Consider the following 16,937-nt stretch of genomic DNA (forward strand, 5'->3'; position numbering starts at 1 on the left):
ATGATTTTCAAGATTAGTTATTCCAGATACTATCTGCAGTGTAGGGTCCGTTTTCAACTTCCCAAAATTTACCATCTATAAAACGGTGTCCTTTATCTAAATCCTTCAGCAAAGCCATATCTTCTTCTTTAAGCGTATGGTTTAACGTCTCTAAATTCTGAAGCAATCTCGCTTCATTAATAGATTTAGGAATTACCGCAATGCCTCGTTGCATAGTATATGCCAATGCAACTTGTGCAGGCGACATATTTCGTGCGTTGGCAATGTTTTTTATTGTGTCATTTTCCAACAAACGTAAAGTGTTGTTTTCATCTACAAGTGAACCTAATGGTGCATATGCTGTTATATGCATATCAAAATGCGAGCATAATGCTTTTAATTCTTTCTGCTGTAAAAACGGATGCATTTCTACTTGATTCATCTCTGGTTTATGAACAGCACTCGCCATTATTTCTTTAAGCTGATTTTCATTGAAATTACTCACGCCAATATGCTTTGTAAGACCTTGCTCTAAAGCAGCTTCCATCCCTTTCCAAGTATTGGTTAATGGTACTTCTGAAAGCGGAATAAAATCGAATGCTTTTTCTGGCATTTCTGTTCCTTTTTTTAAAGCTACTGGCCAGTGGATAAGATACTGGTCTAGATAATCTAGTCGTAAATCTTCTAAAGTTTGATTCAACGCAGGAATCACATTCTCTTCACCGTGGGAAGCATTCCATAATTTGGAAGTCACCCATAAATCTTCTCTAGTAACCAAACCTTGTTTAATTGCTTCAGCAATGGCATTACCAACTTCTTTTTCGTTACCGTATGCCGCAGCACAATCTATATGTCTGTATCCCATTTTTATAGCCGAAAGAACAGCATTGTACACTTCATTAGGTTCAGATCTAAAAGTTCCTAATCCTAAAATTGGCATTTCGTCGTTATTTCTAAATTTTAATGTAGTCATCGTTATTATATTTATATTTTTTCTCTTTTGAATAAAACAAGTGTCAACAAGAACCCTACAATTACTAGAATACCACCTACCCAAGGTGTTGCTTCAATACCTAAGCTCGATTCTACAACCATTCCGCCTACATAAGCACCAATAGCAATACCTACGTTAAATGCTGCAATGTTTAATGCAGATGCTACGTCTTCTGTTCCTGGTAAGTACTTTTCCGCCATTTTCACTACGTATAATTGCAATGCTGGCACGTTTGAAAAGGCAAGTATTCCCATAAAAAACAAGGTTATTATTGCAAAAATCTGACTAGAAGCCGTGAAGTATAAAACAAACAACACAATGGCTTGTAACGCAAACATTACCAATAATGCTTTACCTGGTTTGTTGTTAGATACTTTACCTCCAATAATATTTCCTATAGCAATGGCGATACCATAAATTAAAAGGAATACACTGGTCATATTTGAAGAGAAACCAGTTACTTCTTCTAATAGCGGTGTTAAATAAGTAAAAGTTACAAACGTACCACCATAACCAAATGCAGTAATGGCTAACACTAATAAAATAGACGGATTCTTAATCACCTTTAATTGGTCTATAAGTCTTAATGGAGCCGATTGTTTGATGTTTTTAGGCACCAAAGCTAAACTAGCTATTGCACCTACTAATCCTAAAAGGGCTACACCAATAAAGGTTGCTCTCCATCCAAAATTCTGACCAATGTATGTTCCTAAAGGCACACCAGTTACAATAGCCACGGTAAGACCCGCAAACATTATAGAAATAGCAGTTGCCCTTTTGTCTTTTGGTACTAAACTTGCAGCAATAGTAGAACCGATAGAGAAAAATACACCGTGCGCAAAACCTGTTACCACTCTTGATAAAAGAAGCAATTCAAAGCTTGGTGCAATTGCTGCTAATCCGTTACCAATTATAAATAACACCATAATCCCCATTAATAATTGTTTTCTTGGAATTTTACCTGTTAGGGCAGTTAGTATTGGTGCACCAATAGCAACACCAATAGCATAGAGACTTACTAATAATCCTGCTGATGTTAATGATGTGCCTAAATCGTTTGCAACAGTAGATAGTAGACCTACAATTACAAATTCTGTTGTTCCTATGGCAAATGCACTTATGGTCAATGCCCATAATGCTGCTGGTAGACCTTTCTTTTTGGCTACCGTTGTGTCTTTATTTATAGTTGATGTTTCCATAATTTCTAATCGTTTTTTGTTATTCTTATTTAATAGCAACAGGATTTATTTGTACTTGCGTAGAGCCTTCATATAAAGGATGACCTAATACAAAAAGGAATTCCCAAGCTTTATCCTCAACCAATTCATCTACAAGAATGTTTTCCAATACTTGTACACCATATTCAGTTGCCATCATTTGATTTACAGGAAAAGAAAGTTCGCTGTTTTCGTGTGGTACAGCCTCAAAAGACCAGTTATCTGCACCTGCTGCTACAATTCCTTTTTTACCTAAATAATGCGCAGCTTCAACACCAATTCCAGGTCCACCAGCTAAATAGCGTTTATCATCTTTACCCATTAATTTTGTCCATCCCGTGTAGAACAATACCACATCACCTTTACGAATTTCAACACCTTGTTTTTTAGATACTTTTTCAATGTCTTCAACTGTAAAAACAGTGCCTTCTTTTACAATATCTTGATTGTAATATGAGCGCATATCTAGCACAACACCTCTAGTTACAATTGGAGGTAATTTTTCTAGACCTAATTTTTTCACACCAGATACGGTTAAAAAATCTTCTACTTTATGACCGTTATAATGCACATTGTCTCTACCATAATGTGCCAATCCGTTTATTTGAGACCCAACACCTGTCCAACCAATTAATTGATCATCTACGTAAGTGAATTTGTTAGAACCTGCAGCAGCAGTTTCTGGTTGTAACGTTTCAATGTGAAAGTATCTGTGACGGAAAGCTGCAGTTTGTGCATTTACCACCATTCCTAAGCGATATACTTTTCCTTTTTTTACCAATTTTACCGCATCCAAAACTGTTTCTTCATTCAAAAGGTTTAGTGCGCCAATTTCATCGTCAGCACCATAAGGTGATGTTGGTACTTGTTGCGCGTTTGTAGTTAAAGCAGTGAAAAGTGTAGCTGCTAAGGCAATTGTTTTTAATGTATTTACTATTGTTTTCATTTTAATATGTTTTTAAATTTCTTATACAAATTTCCGATTAAAGCAAGAGGTGTGCGAGGATGTACATCACCATTTTAAAGTGATGTATGTCACATTTAATAATGCTCATACATCACTTGGTTTTTTTAGAGATACTTACTCTTCAATCTTCATCTTTAACACCAAGTAAGGCGGTTTACTGGCATCTTTTCCTTCATTTAATAAAGGAAGGTTGTGAAGTTGATTTGCTACTATATATAAGTAGTTACCGTGTATGGCAACACCATCAGGCCAAGACAGGTCTTTTTTGGATTGCGCAATGGTTTTCATTCCAGCAGGCGTACTTTCTACAATGGCTGAATTTTCAACATCGGTTACATACACTTTTCCGTTTGCACCCACTTTAAATCCGTCAGATTTTGGTTTGTTGGCATAAAACTCGATGTGCTTATTCAGTTCGCTATCTTGCTTACTTTCATCAGCTAAAACAGCAGAAGGTATGCGGTGAATTTTGGTATTCCCCATTGCACCATAGTAGATGTAATTGTTTTCATCATCTATGGAAATTGGATTTAAAGGATATCTAGGCTGAATGGTAGTACCGTCTTTTCTTTTGTGGGAAACCAATCTACCGTGAATTTTTACTGGTTCATCAGCAGGTAAAAATGAAGCATTCCCTTCCAAAACACGTCTTATATAACCTGTTTCTAAGTTAATCACGACAAAAGCTGGTGCAATTGGCGGATTTAAAGCATCGGTCATATCTGCAATGACAGCAGTGTTGTTTTTAACATCGATTACAAAATCCTGTAAAAAAGGTTTTGTTGATAATACCGTATTCGGGATAGGAAAAACTTTTGTTACATTACCGGTAACCAAATCAAACCCAACTAATTTTGGAGCTTGATTTTGTTTTACATTACCCATATCCAATACCCAAAGGATACCGTTAGCATCAGCTTGAATTCCGATAGTTGAATTGATACCTTTTAAACTTCCGTTTTGTGGTTTTACAATCCACTCTTTATCTCCAAAAGGAATAGCTTCTCCATTAGGTAAAATTTCTTTCACCATATATTTTGAAGCACTTAAGGCACTCATTGTTACAAATATTCTTCCGTCGTTAGAGACGGTTATATTTCCTGGTCGTGATTCTGGAAATGTAGCTATCGTTTCTAATTGTGCTTGTGCTGATAGTGTAAAATTCATTACAAGTGCGAACAAGACTGTTTTTATAATTGTTATAGTTTTCATTGTTATTGTTTTTAAAAAGTGAATATGATTTGATTAGTTGCCTAAGAATTTCTTTTGGGTTGATGGGTCTATCCAGATAACATCGCTTGGATTTCTAGCTAAGGCATCAAAAACGAGTACGTCTAACGGACCTTCTAAAATTTTTCCGTTACCGTGTGCTGTACCTTTGCCCCAAAAAAGTAAGTCGCCTTTTCCTGCAACAATAGGACCTTTATCGTCTACGTAAAATTCTGCTTTTCCGTTTAAAATGTAGAGGTAGGCATCAGATTTTGCGTGGTAATGCATAGGCACTTCATCATACAATCTAAAGATTCTTACACCTGCGTGTTCGCGGTCTATTAATCTAATGTCTTTGATAATACCATTATGACTTTTAGGAAGTAGCGTTACGTATTCATCAATATTAATAATACCGTAAGAGTTACCCATTGAAGGTCTTTTGCCTTCTTGCGCATAGGAACTAAAACCTATTGTAATTACCGTAAATAATAGAAAAAGTGTTCTTGTTGTTTTCATAATAAATTGTATTAAATTGTTCGATACAAAATTCTATGAAAACAAAGGGGTGTGCGAGGACATACATCACGGATTTTTTGTGATGTATATCAATCTTGAAAAGTGATTTAGGTCACTTTTAGCTGTTAAAACGACTTAAGGTCTCTCTTGATACGCCTAAATAGGAAGCTATTAATTTTTTAGGAACGCGTTGTATTAATTTTGGAAGTTTATTTAGTAGATACTCATACCTGCTTTCTGCGGTCATTGTGAGTAAAGACAAGATTCTTTGCTGTAAATTTATATAACCGTTGTTAGATTTAATTCTGAAGAAGTTGGCAACAGCTGGTACTTCTAAGCAAATTTTTTCCCTGTTTTCCAAAGACAAACAGAAAAACTCTGAATCTTCAAGGCAATCCACAAAAATAGAACCTGGTTCTTGGTGCTGAAAAGCACAGTGATCACTCACCCAGTAATTTTCCATTGCAAATTGAAGAATATGTTCTTTTCCTTTATCGTCTATGGAATACGCTTTTACCAAACCATTAATAATCCAATATTCAAAATCTACAGATTGTCCTGACTGAATTAAAAACTGATGTTTTTTGAGACTTTTATACTGAAACTGCGATTTAACAAAATTCCATTCGTCATCTGTTAATGCAAATAACTCTTCAAAATGTTGTCTTAGTAAATCAAGTTTTTCTTCCATATCGCAAATTTATTTTTTATTTCTGATTCTGGAAAGTTTACTAGTGGTTAAATATATTGATTGGTGTTGTTTTTTACAAATATAGCTTAACATTTTATTTGATATATAACTGTTTTATATCAGCAGTTATATAAATTCGAAGTTAGCTTTTTTTTAAACAAAGTAAAGTTGTAATAAAACAAAAAAAATAGAGTTGAAGACAGGTTTGTAAATCTATTAAAATTGAAAGAAAATATATAAATGCAATTATTTTATACATTGTTACCCGCTGGCTTTTTATTCATAATTTATTCTTTTTCGTAAAGCAATGATTTCTAACTCTAATTCAGAGAATGCTACTTCCATATTTTTAGCATGGAATTTTTCGTAAATCTTTTTTCTTTCCTCTTCAGTCGTATTCTTTTCATATAGTTTTGGCGAAGGCGGAATTGGATTAACAATTGGATATTCAAAACTTCTACTAATTCCACACATATTTAATCGCAAAAATCCGTCCTCCATATTTCCGTATACAATCCACTTTCCTTTTCTCTCAACATACGGACTGCAATATTTCCAATTTTTTGCAACATAAACGTTTCCAATTGAGTCTCCACTATCTAATGATTCCGTTACTTTTATTTTAAATGTCAAATCTGAATCGTTCACTTCAATTACCTCTCCAATAAAAATACATTCAGAATTTTCCAATTCAGATTTCTGCCAATCGGAAAGTCTTTTTATCACACAATCGCAAGCAAAACTTTTTAACGAAATAAGAATGATAATTAGAACTAAATATTTTTTCATAGTTTCTGTTTTCAGCTTGGAGGCAACGTATTTGTTGCATGGTTAAACACCTAATTTAGTAAATAAAAGCGTAATAGAAAATCAGCAAGAATTTTGGCAGGTAGGAGAGAACTATCAATTAATTATACGCCGTATTATTTGTAGTGCTTATTGTAAGCTTTTATTTGGCAGTTTTTATTTTCCACAATAGACTTTTAGTTTTAATAAAAGTTTAAATGTAAATATGTCATTTTTATACATGTAAATATGACAAGTTTTCAAAGTTTTGACAAATTTTCATAAAATATGATTTAATAATTGTGATAAAAACTAATAAATCGATTTTGGTATTTAATTTGTTTAATGGTTATTGAAGTCGTAAAGATTTCAAATTTGAAATAATGTTTAATTTAAATTTTTTAATTATGAGCAATTTAGTTAATGTTCCTAAAAACGGAAGTTTAGCGAACAGCAATTCAAATCAAAACTTCCCAAATTTGTCAAATTGGTTAGATGATATCTTTAATAGAGATCTACCATCAGTATTCACTTCAAATTTTAATACTGGAATTACTTTACCCAAAGTAAATATTAAAGAAACTGCCGATGCTTTTATGGTTGAAATGGCAGTTCCAGGTATTAAGAAATCAGATTTTCAAATTGACCTCGATAATCAAGTATTATCTATTTCTACGGAAACAAAGAGAGAAAATAAACACAAGGAAGAAAATTATACTCGTAGAGAGTTTGGTTATTCTTCGTTCAAAAGAACCTTTAATTTACCCGAAAGTGTAAACGATGAAAATATTAATGCAAATTATGAAAATGGGATATTAAATATTCTTTTACCCAAAAAAGAAGAGGCTAAACAAAAACCAGCCAGAAGCATTAAGATTTCATAATTGTTTCACTAAATATTAGAGCAAAATATTAAGAAGGATGCTGATTTTTCAGCATCCTCTTAATACTAAGTTTAATTCTTTAAAATTATAATGTTATGCCAAGAAAGTTTAAATCTGGGGAATGGGTAGCAGTTAAAGGAAAATTTACCTCCCCAAAAATGCAAGTTATTAAATATGTTACAAAAAAAGATTCAATATTTGGTTTGGTTAATAATGACAGTTATTTGGAATGTGTTTGGTATAAAAATGGTGAACGAAAATTAGAAGTGTTCCACCAAAATAAATTGATTAAAATAATAGAAGCTAGTAGTTTATTAAAAACATTAAAAACAAACTCAAAACTAAGTTTAACTTAAAATATAAAGTGATGAAAAAGTATGTTTTATTATTTATGGTTGGCTTATTAAGTGTTAGTTGTAAAGGGCAAGAAAACGAAACTAAAATAATTGAACAAGAAGACAATAAAACAGATACAGTTAAAGAGCCCAAAGGCACTTGGAAAGTTGACAAAGAATTTGATGAAAACGGAAATTTAATTAGATTTGACAGTATTTATTCGTGGTCTTCTAATAATAAATTCGATAATCTCTCATTGTCTGATAGGGATAGTTTGATGCAAACATTTAAATCAAGATTTTTTTCAAACTATTCACAATTTGAAAATCAAGAATTTGAGGATGTTTTTTCTCAAGATTCACTTTTTAGCAAACATTTCTTTAATGATGATTTTTTCGGAAGTAATTTTGGCAATGATTTTATGGATATTGATAAATTAACACAACAAATTATTGCAAGGCAGAAGAAGTTTTTAGAAAAATATCAGTCTGAATTTATTAAACCTGAAGACGAAAACTAAAAAGTTTTCGTCTTTTTTTCTTATTAGTTTTTATTGCATTACACAATGTTTAAAACGGTTTTGTGTATGGAAAGTTGCGTTTTTGTTAAAGAACTAATCTACGCATTATTTTTATGCGATGTTGGCATTAGTTTTTATTTTCATAAAATTTGAATTCGCCCGGTTCAGTTCTTAAATCAGAATCATTTAATCCGCTTTCCCATCCTTTTTTATTAAATTCTTTGGCAAGATGTTGTTTGTATTTTGTAAAAAGATTGTTGTAAATCAGATAATCCTTTTCAGTAATTAATGGGTCAGTTAATGCAATTTGTTCATTTAGTCCAACAGGATAACGAGCATTTGAAACGCATTGTATCGATAAAACTGATTGAAATTCCTTCTGCTCATTATTTGGTCTAAAGCGATTCAATTTAGAAAGTTGATTTAAGTCGTGAGTTTTAATTTCTTTTTGAAGTTTACCTTTATTCACTAATTCAGGATTATTCAATACAGCAATTCCTTTTAATAAATTCTCTAAAGTATAAGACATTAAAAGATAAGTAGCCCGAGAGAGTACTGGTCTTTTTACCGTTTTTTGATTTTCAAAATGAAATGTTTGATAGAAATGTGCTTTTTCTTTAATCAAATAGAGCTCTTCAACAGCTTCATTTAATTCCAAAGCAGCTTGAAACCAATGTTCTGGACTTGAATAATAAATGAATCTTTTCTTTTTATTCGACATTTCTCAAATTACCGTCAATGTTTTACTTAATATATAGCCATTTTAATACTTTACATCAGCAATTATATAAATTCGAAGTTAGCGGATTTATTTAACAAATTCAAGTTGTAATAAACTAAAAATCCGAACACATTTTATTCTTAATTTAGATCTAAATAAACTTTAAATCTAAAGTTCTTACGGTCTATAAAATACGCTATAATTTGAAGAAGTATTATAACAAACCAATTCCTGCCTAAGCAGGAATTTCTAATTTACACTAAAACAGTGTTTGGTTTGCTATTCTTTTTAATAGGAAAGAAATATTATTCTATTTTATGCTTAGCTAAAAACTCTAAAATGAGTTTTGCAATTTCACTTGTCTTTTCTTCGGCAGCAAAATGTCCAGCATCAAGTAAGTGTAACTCAGCTTTTGGTAAATCTCTTAAATAAGCTTCGGCACCTTTGTAATTGAATTTTAAATCTTTTTTTCCCCAAGTAATTAATGTTTTTGGCTGATTGTCTTTCAGCATTTTCTGCCATTTCGGGTAACTAAGTAAATTAGTATTATAATCTTTAAAAAGCTGTACTTGTATTTCTCTGTCTTTTTTAGATGTTAAAAAAGCTAAATCATGAGTCCAAGCATCTGGACTTTGTATGTTTCTATTTGTACTATCCAAATCGAATAAATACTGCTTGTTAATTATAGCATCTTCACCAGTTATACTGTATAAAAAATCATGCTTTTCTTGTGTGGTATCTTTTTGCGCTGTTCTAAAAAAGGCTTGTCTTTTAGGTGTTAAACCATCTAAATAAGCATTTGCATTCTGTACAATTAAAGCTTCAATTCTTTTTGGGTTTTTCATCATCATACGATAACCAACAGGAGCTCCAAAGTCTTGCATGTACATTATATAGTTTTTTACTTGTAACTTATTTATAAGTTTTTCGGTATAATCTGCTAACAAATCAAAACTATAATCTGTCGTGTTTGGATCTAAATGTGTGCTATAACCAGAACCTAAATTATCTGGCGCAATAACATGGTAATGTGTTGCTAACATAGGAATTAAATTCCTGTACGAATGTGAAGACGTAGGATAACCATGCAGTAATACTATGGTTGGGTTACTTTTATTTCCAGCGGCTCTATAAAATAATTTTACACTATCAATTTCGGTATAATTATAAGTTGTTGCAGGTGGTAAAAAGAATTCTTTTTTACTATCTAGAACATTGGCCTCTTTTGCGTTATTACACGCAAATAAAGAGAATGCTAAAAAAGAAATTACTATTAATTGTTTCATGGATACTGCTTTTCTTTTCGAGTTGAAAATTTATAGATTGTTAAATTTAGACGTTTTTATTTGCTAAGCTTTCGCATAAAACTTCTAATTTTTTTAATAATAGCATCTCCATCTTCTTCTAAAGCAAAATGACCAGTATCGTAAATATTATAATCTATGTTTTTTACATCCTTTTTAAAGGCTATTGCACCACTTTCGGGAAAAAAAGCATCGTTTTTACCCCAAACAATTAATAATGGTGGTTGATTGACTCTTAAATACTTTTGCCATTTTGGATATAATTTCACGTTGTTTTGGTAATCGTAAAACAAATCTAGATTTATAGCATGTGCATTTGGTCTAGACAACCTTAAGTAATCTAAATTGTAACTATCAGGATCTACCGTTTCTGTATTTCTAACGCCATGTGTGTATTGCCATTTTAAACCTTCTAAACAAAAAGCTGATAATAAAGCATCTTCGGTTTGTTTGGTTCTATTTTTCCATAGTTCTCTAATACCCGCCCAAGCTTCTCCTAAACCTTCTTCGTAAGCATTTCCGTTTTGGTTTATTATAGCTGTAATTCTTTCAGGATGTGCAGTTGCTAATCTAAAACCAATTGGTGCGCCATAATCTTGAATCATTATAGCATAAGAATTAATATTCTTTTTTTCTAAAAATGAATTTATCGTTATGGCTATATTATCAAACGTGTATTTGTAAGTATTAGCATCGGGAAAAGCGCTATTTCCAAAACCAGGATAATCTGGTGCTATTAAGTGAAATTCATTTTCTAATTGGCTTATTACTTTTCTATATTGGTAAGACGATGCTGGAAAACCGTGGAGTAAAACAATAGTCGGTTTTTTAGGATCACCAGCTTCTCTATAAGCTATGTTTACACCGTTTACATCTAATGTTTTATATTTTAGAGTTGTGTTACTGTTTTCGCTTATTTGCGTTGTATTTGTAGGTGCAGTAGTTGTTTGCACACTAGCTTCCTGTTTACACGAGATAAAAAGTAAAAGGATACTTAATGCTATTACTAAATTTTTCATATTTCAATTTTATTATAATATTGCTAGGCAATATGTATTAAATAGAAAGCCTTAACGGTTATTTAAAACCAGTAAGACTTTCTATTTTTTTATTTAATTTCTACCAGCCATTACACCACCATCTGTATCCCAAATAGCACCTGTAACCCAAGCAGCTTTGTCTGATAATAAGAAGACAATACTATTTGCAACATCTTGAGATTCTCCAAAACGACCAATTGGGTGAAAACCATTAAAACCAACTAGAGCTTCTTTTGCAGCTTGTTCTCCACCAAAAACACCATGATAAACAGGCGTGTTAACTAGGGCAGGAGAGACCGCATTTACACGTATATTATCTTCTGCTAATTCCATAGCTAGATGTTGAGTTAATGAATGTAAACCTGCTTTTTGCATAGAATATGCAGAAGAAGGTGTTGCTTTTACAGCTTGTTTTGCCCACATAGAACCTACGTTTACAATAGATCCACCTTGAGTAGCTTTCATTTTTTTAGCAACACTTTGTGTGATAAAAAAGAAACCTCTATTTAAATCTTGATAAGAGTTATAGTCTTCCATTGTATGATCTAAAAAAGGTTTAGGGCCAAATATTCCTGAAGCATTTACTAGATAATCTAAGTTGTCTAAACCATCAATTTTAGCTATTAAATCATCTACATCGCTAGTATTAGAGATGTTTGCCGTGTGTTTTACTAGATTTGGTGCATCTGCAATTTTATCTGTATTTCTACCCACAACATGTACTGTTGCACCACCTTCTAATAATGCATTTGTAGTTGCATTACCAATTCCGCTTGTTCCTCCAATTACTAAGGCTACTTTGTTTTCAAATTCTTTCATTTTTCTTTTTATTTAATTATTAATTAAAGACAGACAAGTCTGTCTTTATATGTTTAAATTTTTTTATTGAATTATTATTTCACATAAATTTTTTGACTCTAATATTGGCCAATCTTCTTGGTGTAAATGGCTTTCACCAACAGCACTTTCGTAAAGCAAGTATATTTGTCTTGCAAGAGAATTAACCTGTTCAGCTTTAACTTTTTCTAAGTTGTTTGTAATAAGTTTAGATATAATAGCAATAAAACTGTTTTTTTGAGATTGAATTTCATTTCTAATAATTTCATTGTCTTTTGGTATCTCTGAAACTGTTTTTATACACCAACAACCATTAAAATCTTTATCTTGATAAAACAATTGTAGGAAATCGAAAATAGCAAGTATTTGATCTTTTCCTTTAGGTTTAGAAGTTGTGAAGTTTTCAAAATCTTCTAGAAAATTGATGTTTTTAAATTGAAGATAAGCCAGACATATTTCTTCTTTAGATTTAAAATGATTGTATAACGTTGCTTTTGCAATGCCAGCTTCAGCAATAATTTGGTTTATACCTGTAGAATTATAGCCATTTTTATAAAATAAAAATGATGCAGTTTCTATAATTCTATTTTTTACATCAGCGTGTTTCATATTGCAAATATATAATAAATATTTGAAAACAGACAAGTCTGTCTGTTTTTTTAAATTAAAATAATTTTATTGTTTTTCATAAGTAAACGATTCTGTTTTATCAGATTTTTAATTTCAATATGATGTTTGTTTAACTCTTAATATTATTATAATTCTGTATTAAACTAAAGTTAAACACGGTTTTAGACTAGGAATGAGGGTGTTGTAATGGTATCTTTAGGTATGGAAAATATTTTAGTAGCAGGTGCAAACGGCACCACAGGAAAAAAAATAGTTAATCTTTTAAAAGAATCTCAATATTTTAACCCAATTGCAATGGTTAGAAAAGAAGAGCAGAAAGCTTTTTTTGAGGCTAAAAAAATTGATACTGTTTTAGGTGATTTAGAAGGAGATGTTTCTCAAGTATTTAATACTACAAATAAAATAGACAAAGTTTTATTTGCAGCTGGTTCTGGTGGTAAAAAAGTAGTAGAAGTAGATCAAGAAGGCGCGAAGCGATTAATTGATGCTTCAAATAAAAATAACGTTAAAAAGTTTGTGATGCTTAGTTCTATGGGAGCGAACCAGCCGGAAAAGGCTGAGCAGCTTCAAGAGTATTTAAAGGCGAAACATAATGCTGATGAATACTTAAAATCTAGCGGATTAACTTATTCAATTGTTAGACCAGGTACTTTAACTAATAATGAGTTAACAAATGAAATTGAACTGGAAGAAAAATTGAATAATAGAGGAGAGATTAGTAGAAACGATGTTGCACAAACATTAGTAAGAACTCTTAAAGATGAGATTGCAAATAATGCCACATTCGAAATTATTAAAGGAAACACTTTAATTGGTGATGCCTTAAATAAAGTATCTACTGTTAAAGCTTAATTAGCAAATAATAATAGAATTTTAAACCATTGTAGCTGCCAATTTTGGTGGCTACTTTTTTTATATGGTTAATTGTACTTCCTTTTGGGAGTCGTTCTTTATTTGGTCTTTTTAGTTTTAGAAACATCAGCTTTAGCAATATAAACCCAAGCCTTTTTTCCAGTAGAAAAAGTTTCTAAAATTCTCTTATAATCACTTACTTCATATTTATCTGTTTCAATAAGTTCCTTTTTGGTGATTTTAAAAATGGTACCTTCAATAGAGTCATTTACATTGTTAGTCTTTAAAGCAATGGGATGAAACTCTTTGCCGCTAGCTTTTAAAACTTTGGCATCAGTAATTTTTAATTTATCGAGTTTATATTGTTTTAAACTTGCCTTTTCTCCATTAAGTAAGCGTCCATAATTTTCAAGTTGTACAGTATTTAACTGTAATGTTCCGTATGAGAATAAATTATGTTTTAAAGCGTCCTGCATAGAATATTAGTTTGTTTTGTACAGTTATATTAGCGTTTTTTATAAGTCTTTGTTTGGTGTAGTACTAGCACCTACAGTAGCGTTTTTAAACCAAACTTCTGCATAACATCCATTTGCATATTGTTTAGGGATATCTCCATTATAAGTTTCAGATCCAGTACTCCAAACGATGTTTTTTTCTGGGTCTTTTCCGTTGGTTTGATTGTAAGCACCTTGTTTAAAGTATTGTATTTCTCCAGCATAACCGTTTTCACGCTCTACACCATCACGACCTATTGAGGCATATAATGATAATATTTGTTTTGGAATGTTGGAGTAGGTTGCAAATTCAGATTGTAATAAATTTTTTGTGAATTTTACAGTTTCATGGCCATCGCTTGTAAAAGTGAGGTACATTATACCTTTGTGTACATTTACTTCGTAGCTAAATTCTTCATCTAAAGCAAGACCATTTTCTGGCTCTTCAGGAAATGTTGTTTTGCTAGGTCCAACAACAGACATGTCGTTTCCCCAAACAGCTGTAGAGTAGTCCCATCTTTTAGAGTTGTCTCCTTTTGTATTAATTTCGTAATTCCAAAAAACAGAGCCTTTAGTATGCCCAGGAAATTTTTTATAAAAGATTTTTAAAGGTTCGTTTTCGTGTCCTTCGTCACTATGAATTTGTCCAACAACTACAGAGTAAGAAGCAGCAACTCTTGCATCTCCAGAGGTTGATACATGTTTTACTTTTAAGGTTCCTGTTAATTTGCTACCTGTTTCTGGTATCCAATGCTGTTTTTGACCTAATTCTGTTCTGGTATTGCTTGAAGTACGAGAAGTAATACCAGAATTTGGTGTTTTATATACTACCCAATCGGTATTGTTTTCGTTGGCTACGTAGAAAAAGTCTTTTGCTTCGTAGTCTATTAGATTTTTAGTATGTGTACCATTACCTAATAAAATTTTCCATTTGTCCATAAACGGAATAACATCGCTTGGATACGTTATCGTTTTTGTGTTTTCATGTACTTCTTTTTTAGGAGCATCAAAACAACTACTTAGTAATAAAAGAAAGCTAAAGATTAAAAACGAGTGTGGTGATGATGATGGTTTATTTTTAAGATTCATTATATCTTTTTTTAGATACGTTTTAATTAATCAAATGAAATTAGTCAATACTAAAAACTTAATAACCAGTATTATTTATTTCTATCCAATAACCATCCGGATCTTGGAAATATATTTGCTGTATGCCATCGTCTCGAACGTAGTCTTTACTTGGTGTACCTTTCCAATCTGAGTATTCTATATTTAAACTTTTAAGGTGTTTAATAATTAAATCTAAATTAGGAGTTGCTAAGGCAAAATGAACAGCCTTATTGGTTATAACGTCAAGTTTAGGTCTAGGTATAAGATGTATTTGTTTTTTATCTGTTAAAGAGAGCCATCGCGTTTTAGAATTTGAAGCAGTGTTTTTAATCTCTTCAAGCAATAATACTTCTTTATAGAAATGCAGAGATTGGTCTACATCTTTTACAGAAAGTGCAATATGATCTATTAAGAAGGTGAACATAATATTCTATTTTAAATATGAGATTGCTTTATACTACGCAATGATATTTATTTCAATAAAAACGATTTTAAACCATCGTAACTACTAATTTTAGTTGCTTCTTTAGTTTTTCCCATAACCGATTGTATTTGTTCTGGTAGTGGTTGTTTTTCTTTAATAACGTCTTCAACTACATCTAAAAACTTTGTTGGATGTGCTGTTTCTAAAAATACACAATGTGCATTTGGATTGTTTTCTAAATAAGCTTTACTACCTAAATAACCAACAGCTCCATGAGGATCTGCAACGTAATTGTATTTATCGTGAATTTCTTTTAAAGCTACTTTAGTTTCGGCATCACTAAAACTATAGGAAGATAGATTGTTTTTTAATGCGTTAAAATTATTTTTATAGATTTCTCTAATACGTATAAAGTTACTTGGATTACCAACATCCATTGCATTACTAATAGTTTGTACAGATGGTTTTGGGTTGTATTCTTCTGTTTTTAAGTATTGTGTTACAACGTTATTTTCGTTGTTAGATGCTATAAAGTGTTTAATTGGTAAACCTAATTGTTGTGCCATCATTCCTGCGCAGACGTTTCCAAAGTTTCCACTTGGTACAGAAAACACAATGTCTTTATGTGTTTTATGTAATTGCTTGTAAGCAAATATAAAATAGAGAAGTTGTGGCAACCAACGTGCAACGTTAATAGAGTTTGCAGAGGTTAATTGCATTTTACTAGTTAATTCTTCGTCTAAAAAAGCACGTTTAACCATGTCTTGGCAATCATCGAAAACACCGTCTACTTCAAGTGCTTTTATGTTTTGTCCAAGTGTTGTTAATTGCATTTCTTGTATGTCGCTTACTTTTCCGCTAGGATAAAGAATGACAACATTTACTCCTTTTACACCTAAAAAACCATTTGCTACAGCGCCACCTGTATCTCCAGAAGTTGCAACAAGCACAGTAACCTCGTTTGTGTTGTCTTTATTAAAATAACCTAAACAACGTGCCATAAAACGTGCGCCAACGTCTTTAAATGCCATTGTTGGTCCGTGAAACAACTCTAAAGTAGAAATATTATCATTTAATTTTACAATAGGAAAATCGAAAGACAAGGTTTCTTCAATTATGGTTTTTAAAACTGTTTCAGGAATATCTGGACTAACAAATTGTTTAAGAGCTTCGAAAGCAATTTCGGTATACGTTAAATCGTCTATATTATCGAAAAACGATTGTGGTAATGGTGTTATAGTTTCTGGGAAATACAATCCTTTATCTGGAGCTAATCCTTTAATTACAGCATCTTTAAATGTTGTATTTGGTGCTTTTTTGTTTAGAGAGTAGTAGTTCATTATTTTAGATTTTGAATTGTTTCTGTCATTGCGAGGACGCAAGACGTAGCAATCTTTTACTTTATGTGTTCAATTTTAAATTT

General features: G+C 31.7%; 20 protein-coding genes. 4 read left to right on the forward strand and 16 right to left on the reverse strand.

Going from position 1 to position 16,937, the window contains the following annotated elements:
• Positions 1–13: 13 nt before the first annotated feature.
• The 7 genes from Q0935_RS00190 to Q0935_RS00220 form a co-directional block, all read right to left on the reverse strand.
• Positions 14–952 (reverse strand): aldo/keto reductase, encoded by a 939-nt coding sequence (locus Q0935_RS00190; protein ID WP_299381315.1) that lies wholly within the window; start codon positions 950–952, stop codon positions 14–16.
• A gap of 11 nt (positions 953–963) precedes the next feature.
• A complete protein-coding gene (locus Q0935_RS00195) occupies positions 964–2,172 on the reverse strand; it encodes an MFS transporter (RefSeq protein ID WP_282049925.1) in 1,209 nt (402 codons plus the stop codon).
• 25 nt (positions 2,173–2,197) lie between these two features.
• Positions 2,198–3,136 (reverse strand): cyclase family protein, encoded by a 939-nt coding sequence (locus Q0935_RS00200; RefSeq protein WP_299248498.1) that lies wholly within the window; start codon positions 3,134–3,136, stop codon positions 2,198–2,200.
• Positions 3,137–3,271: 135 nt separating this feature from the next.
• Entirely contained in the window at positions 3,272–4,369 is a 1,098-nt protein-coding gene (locus Q0935_RS00205; RefSeq protein ID WP_299381318.1) for an L-dopachrome tautomerase-related protein, read from the reverse strand.
• A 33-nt stretch (positions 4,370–4,402) separates the two neighbouring features.
• On the reverse strand, positions 4,403–4,885 hold the full coding sequence (locus tag Q0935_RS00210; RefSeq protein WP_299381321.1) for a cupin domain-containing protein: 483 nt from the start codon (positions 4,883–4,885) through the stop codon (positions 4,403–4,405).
• 118 nt (positions 4,886–5,003) lie between these two features.
• Complete coding sequence (locus Q0935_RS00215) at positions 5,004–5,576, reverse strand: Crp/Fnr family transcriptional regulator (protein WP_299381324.1); 573 nt, start codon at positions 5,574–5,576, stop codon at positions 5,004–5,006.
• Between the two features lie 276 nt (positions 5,577–5,852).
• Complete coding sequence (locus Q0935_RS00220) at positions 5,853–6,365, reverse strand: hypothetical protein (protein ID WP_299381326.1); 513 nt, start codon at positions 6,363–6,365, stop codon at positions 5,853–5,855.
• A 404-nt stretch (positions 6,366–6,769) separates the two neighbouring features.
• Here Q0935_RS00220 and Q0935_RS00225 point away from each other — a divergent pair, with 404 nt between their 5' ends.
• From Q0935_RS00225 to Q0935_RS00235, 3 genes are all read left to right on the forward strand, one after another.
• Entirely contained in the window at positions 6,770–7,246 is a 477-nt protein-coding gene (locus Q0935_RS00225; protein WP_299248484.1) for an Hsp20/alpha crystallin family protein, read from the forward strand.
• Between the two features lie 95 nt (positions 7,247–7,341).
• Complete coding sequence (locus Q0935_RS00230; protein WP_299381329.1) at positions 7,342–7,602, forward strand: hypothetical protein; 261 nt, start codon at positions 7,342–7,344, stop codon at positions 7,600–7,602.
• A gap of 11 nt (positions 7,603–7,613) precedes the next feature.
• On the forward strand, positions 7,614–8,102 hold the full coding sequence (locus tag Q0935_RS00235) for a hypothetical protein (RefSeq protein ID WP_299381331.1): 489 nt from the start codon (positions 7,614–7,616) through the stop codon (positions 8,100–8,102).
• Positions 8,103–8,229: 127 nt separating this feature from the next.
• On the opposite strand, the gene Q0935_RS00240 is transcribed toward Q0935_RS00235, so the two are convergent.
• The 5 genes from Q0935_RS00240 to Q0935_RS00260 all read right to left on the reverse strand — a co-directional run bounded on the left by Q0935_RS00240 (position 8,230) and on the right by Q0935_RS00260 (position 12,613).
• Entirely contained in the window at positions 8,230–8,823 is a 594-nt protein-coding gene (locus Q0935_RS00240; RefSeq protein ID WP_299248478.1) for a hypothetical protein, read from the reverse strand.
• Positions 8,824–9,128: 305 nt separating this feature from the next.
• Positions 9,129–10,109 carry an alpha/beta hydrolase gene (locus Q0935_RS00245; protein WP_299381334.1) on the reverse strand — a complete coding sequence of 327 codons (981 nt, stop codon included), beginning with the start codon at positions 10,107–10,109 and terminating at the stop codon, positions 9,129–9,131.
• 56 nt (positions 10,110–10,165) lie between these two features.
• Positions 10,166–11,146 (reverse strand): alpha/beta hydrolase, encoded by a 981-nt coding sequence (locus Q0935_RS00250; RefSeq protein WP_299381337.1) that lies wholly within the window; start codon positions 11,144–11,146, stop codon positions 10,166–10,168.
• A 93-nt stretch (positions 11,147–11,239) separates the two neighbouring features.
• On the reverse strand, positions 11,240–11,986 hold the full coding sequence (locus Q0935_RS00255) for an SDR family NAD(P)-dependent oxidoreductase (protein ID WP_299381340.1): 747 nt from the start codon (positions 11,984–11,986) through the stop codon (positions 11,240–11,242).
• A 63-nt stretch (positions 11,987–12,049) separates the two neighbouring features.
• The gene (locus Q0935_RS00260) at positions 12,050–12,613 is read right to left on the reverse strand and encodes a TetR/AcrR family transcriptional regulator (protein ID WP_299381343.1); all 564 of its coding nucleotides are present in this window, start codon (positions 12,611–12,613) and stop codon (positions 12,050–12,052) included.
• A gap of 222 nt (positions 12,614–12,835) precedes the next feature.
• Between Q0935_RS00260 and Q0935_RS00265 the strand changes: the two genes are divergently transcribed.
• Positions 12,836–13,486 (forward strand): SDR family oxidoreductase, encoded by a 651-nt coding sequence (locus Q0935_RS00265; RefSeq protein ID WP_299381346.1) that lies wholly within the window; start codon positions 12,836–12,838, stop codon positions 13,484–13,486.
• A gap of 98 nt (positions 13,487–13,584) precedes the next feature.
• Here Q0935_RS00265 and Q0935_RS00270 read toward each other — a convergent pair whose 3' ends face one another.
• The 4 genes from Q0935_RS00270 to thrC are packed head-to-tail and all read right to left on the reverse strand — an operon-like array spanning position 13,585 to position 16,854.
• Positions 13,585–13,962, reverse strand: a complete 378-nt coding sequence (locus Q0935_RS00270; RefSeq protein WP_299381349.1) for a gamma-glutamylcyclotransferase family protein — start codon at positions 13,960–13,962, stop codon at positions 13,585–13,587.
• Positions 13,963–14,001: 39 nt separating this feature from the next.
• On the reverse strand, positions 14,002–15,069 hold the full coding sequence (locus tag Q0935_RS00275; RefSeq protein ID WP_299381352.1) for a polysaccharide lyase family 7 protein: 1,068 nt from the start codon (positions 15,067–15,069) through the stop codon (positions 14,002–14,004).
• 58 nt (positions 15,070–15,127) lie between these two features.
• Positions 15,128–15,514, reverse strand: coding sequence for a VOC family protein (locus Q0935_RS00280; protein ID WP_299248456.1), 387 nt, complete (start codon positions 15,512–15,514; stop codon positions 15,128–15,130).
• Between the two features lie 47 nt (positions 15,515–15,561).
• Positions 15,562–16,854 carry a threonine synthase gene (gene thrC / locus Q0935_RS00285; protein ID WP_299381355.1) on the reverse strand — a complete coding sequence of 431 codons (1,293 nt, stop codon included), beginning with the start codon at positions 16,852–16,854 and terminating at the stop codon, positions 15,562–15,564.
• Positions 16,855–16,937 lie beyond the last annotated feature (83 nt).

Origin of the sequence: uncultured Lacinutrix sp. (assembly GCF_947500605.1) — a bacterium.
Taxonomy (GTDB): domain Bacteria; phylum Bacteroidota; class Bacteroidia; order Flavobacteriales; family Flavobacteriaceae; genus Lacinutrix.

Bases quoted from the DNA above. Each gene is read 5' to 3' on its own strand.
- Q0935_RS00220 (WP_299381326.1), bottom strand. From the start codon at position 6,365: ATGAAAAAATATTTAGTTCTAATTATCATTCTTATTTCGTTAAAAAGT.
- Q0935_RS00255 (WP_299381340.1), bottom strand. From the start codon at position 11,986: ATGAAAGAATTTGAAAACAAAGTAGCCTTAGTAATTGGAGGAACAAGC.
- Q0935_RS00280 (WP_299248456.1), bottom strand. From the start codon at position 15,514: ATGTTCACCTTCTTAATAGATCATATTGCACTTTCTGTAAAAGATGTA.
- Q0935_RS00265 (WP_299381346.1), top strand. From the start codon at position 12,836: ATGGAAAATATTTTAGTAGCAGGTGCAAACGGCACCACAGGAAAAAAA.
- thrC (WP_299381355.1), bottom strand. From the start codon at position 16,854: ATGAACTACTACTCTCTAAACAAAAAAGCACCAAATACAACATTTAAA.
- Q0935_RS00210 (WP_299381321.1), bottom strand. From the start codon at position 4,885: ATGAAAACAACAAGAACACTTTTTCTATTATTTACGGTAATTACAATA.
- Q0935_RS00235 (WP_299381331.1), top strand. From the start codon at position 7,614: ATGAAAAAGTATGTTTTATTATTTATGGTTGGCTTATTAAGTGTTAGT.
- Q0935_RS00215 (WP_299381324.1), bottom strand. From the start codon at position 5,576: ATGGAAGAAAAACTTGATTTACTAAGACAACATTTTGAAGAGTTATTT.
- Q0935_RS00200 (WP_299248498.1), bottom strand. From the start codon at position 3,136: ATGAAAACAATAGTAAATACATTAAAAACAATTGCCTTAGCAGCTACA.
- Q0935_RS00205 (WP_299381318.1), bottom strand. From the start codon at position 4,369: ATGAAAACTATAACAATTATAAAAACAGTCTTGTTCGCACTTGTAATG.
- Q0935_RS00275 (WP_299381352.1), bottom strand. From the start codon at position 15,069: ATGAATCTTAAAAATAAACCATCATCATCACCACACTCGTTTTTAATC.
- Q0935_RS00250 (WP_299381337.1), bottom strand. From the start codon at position 11,146: ATGAAAAATTTAGTAATAGCATTAAGTATCCTTTTACTTTTTATCTCG.
- Q0935_RS00270 (WP_299381349.1), bottom strand. From the start codon at position 13,962: ATGCAGGACGCTTTAAAACATAATTTATTCTCATACGGAACATTACAG.
- Q0935_RS00245 (WP_299381334.1), bottom strand. From the start codon at position 10,109: ATGAAACAATTAATAGTAATTTCTTTTTTAGCATTCTCTTTATTTGCG.
- Q0935_RS00240 (WP_299248478.1), bottom strand. From the start codon at position 8,823: ATGTCGAATAAAAAGAAAAGATTCATTTATTATTCAAGTCCAGAACAT.
- Q0935_RS00260 (WP_299381343.1), bottom strand. From the start codon at position 12,613: ATGAAACACGCTGATGTAAAAAATAGAATTATAGAAACTGCATCATTT.
- Q0935_RS00225 (WP_299248484.1), top strand. From the start codon at position 6,770: ATGAGCAATTTAGTTAATGTTCCTAAAAACGGAAGTTTAGCGAACAGC.
- Q0935_RS00230 (WP_299381329.1), top strand. From the start codon at position 7,342: ATGCCAAGAAAGTTTAAATCTGGGGAATGGGTAGCAGTTAAAGGAAAA.
- Q0935_RS00190 (WP_299381315.1), bottom strand. From the start codon at position 952: ATGACTACATTAAAATTTAGAAATAACGACGAAATGCCAATTTTAGGA.
- Q0935_RS00195 (WP_282049925.1), bottom strand. From the start codon at position 2,172: ATGGAAACATCAACTATAAATAAAGACACAACGGTAGCCAAAAAGAAA.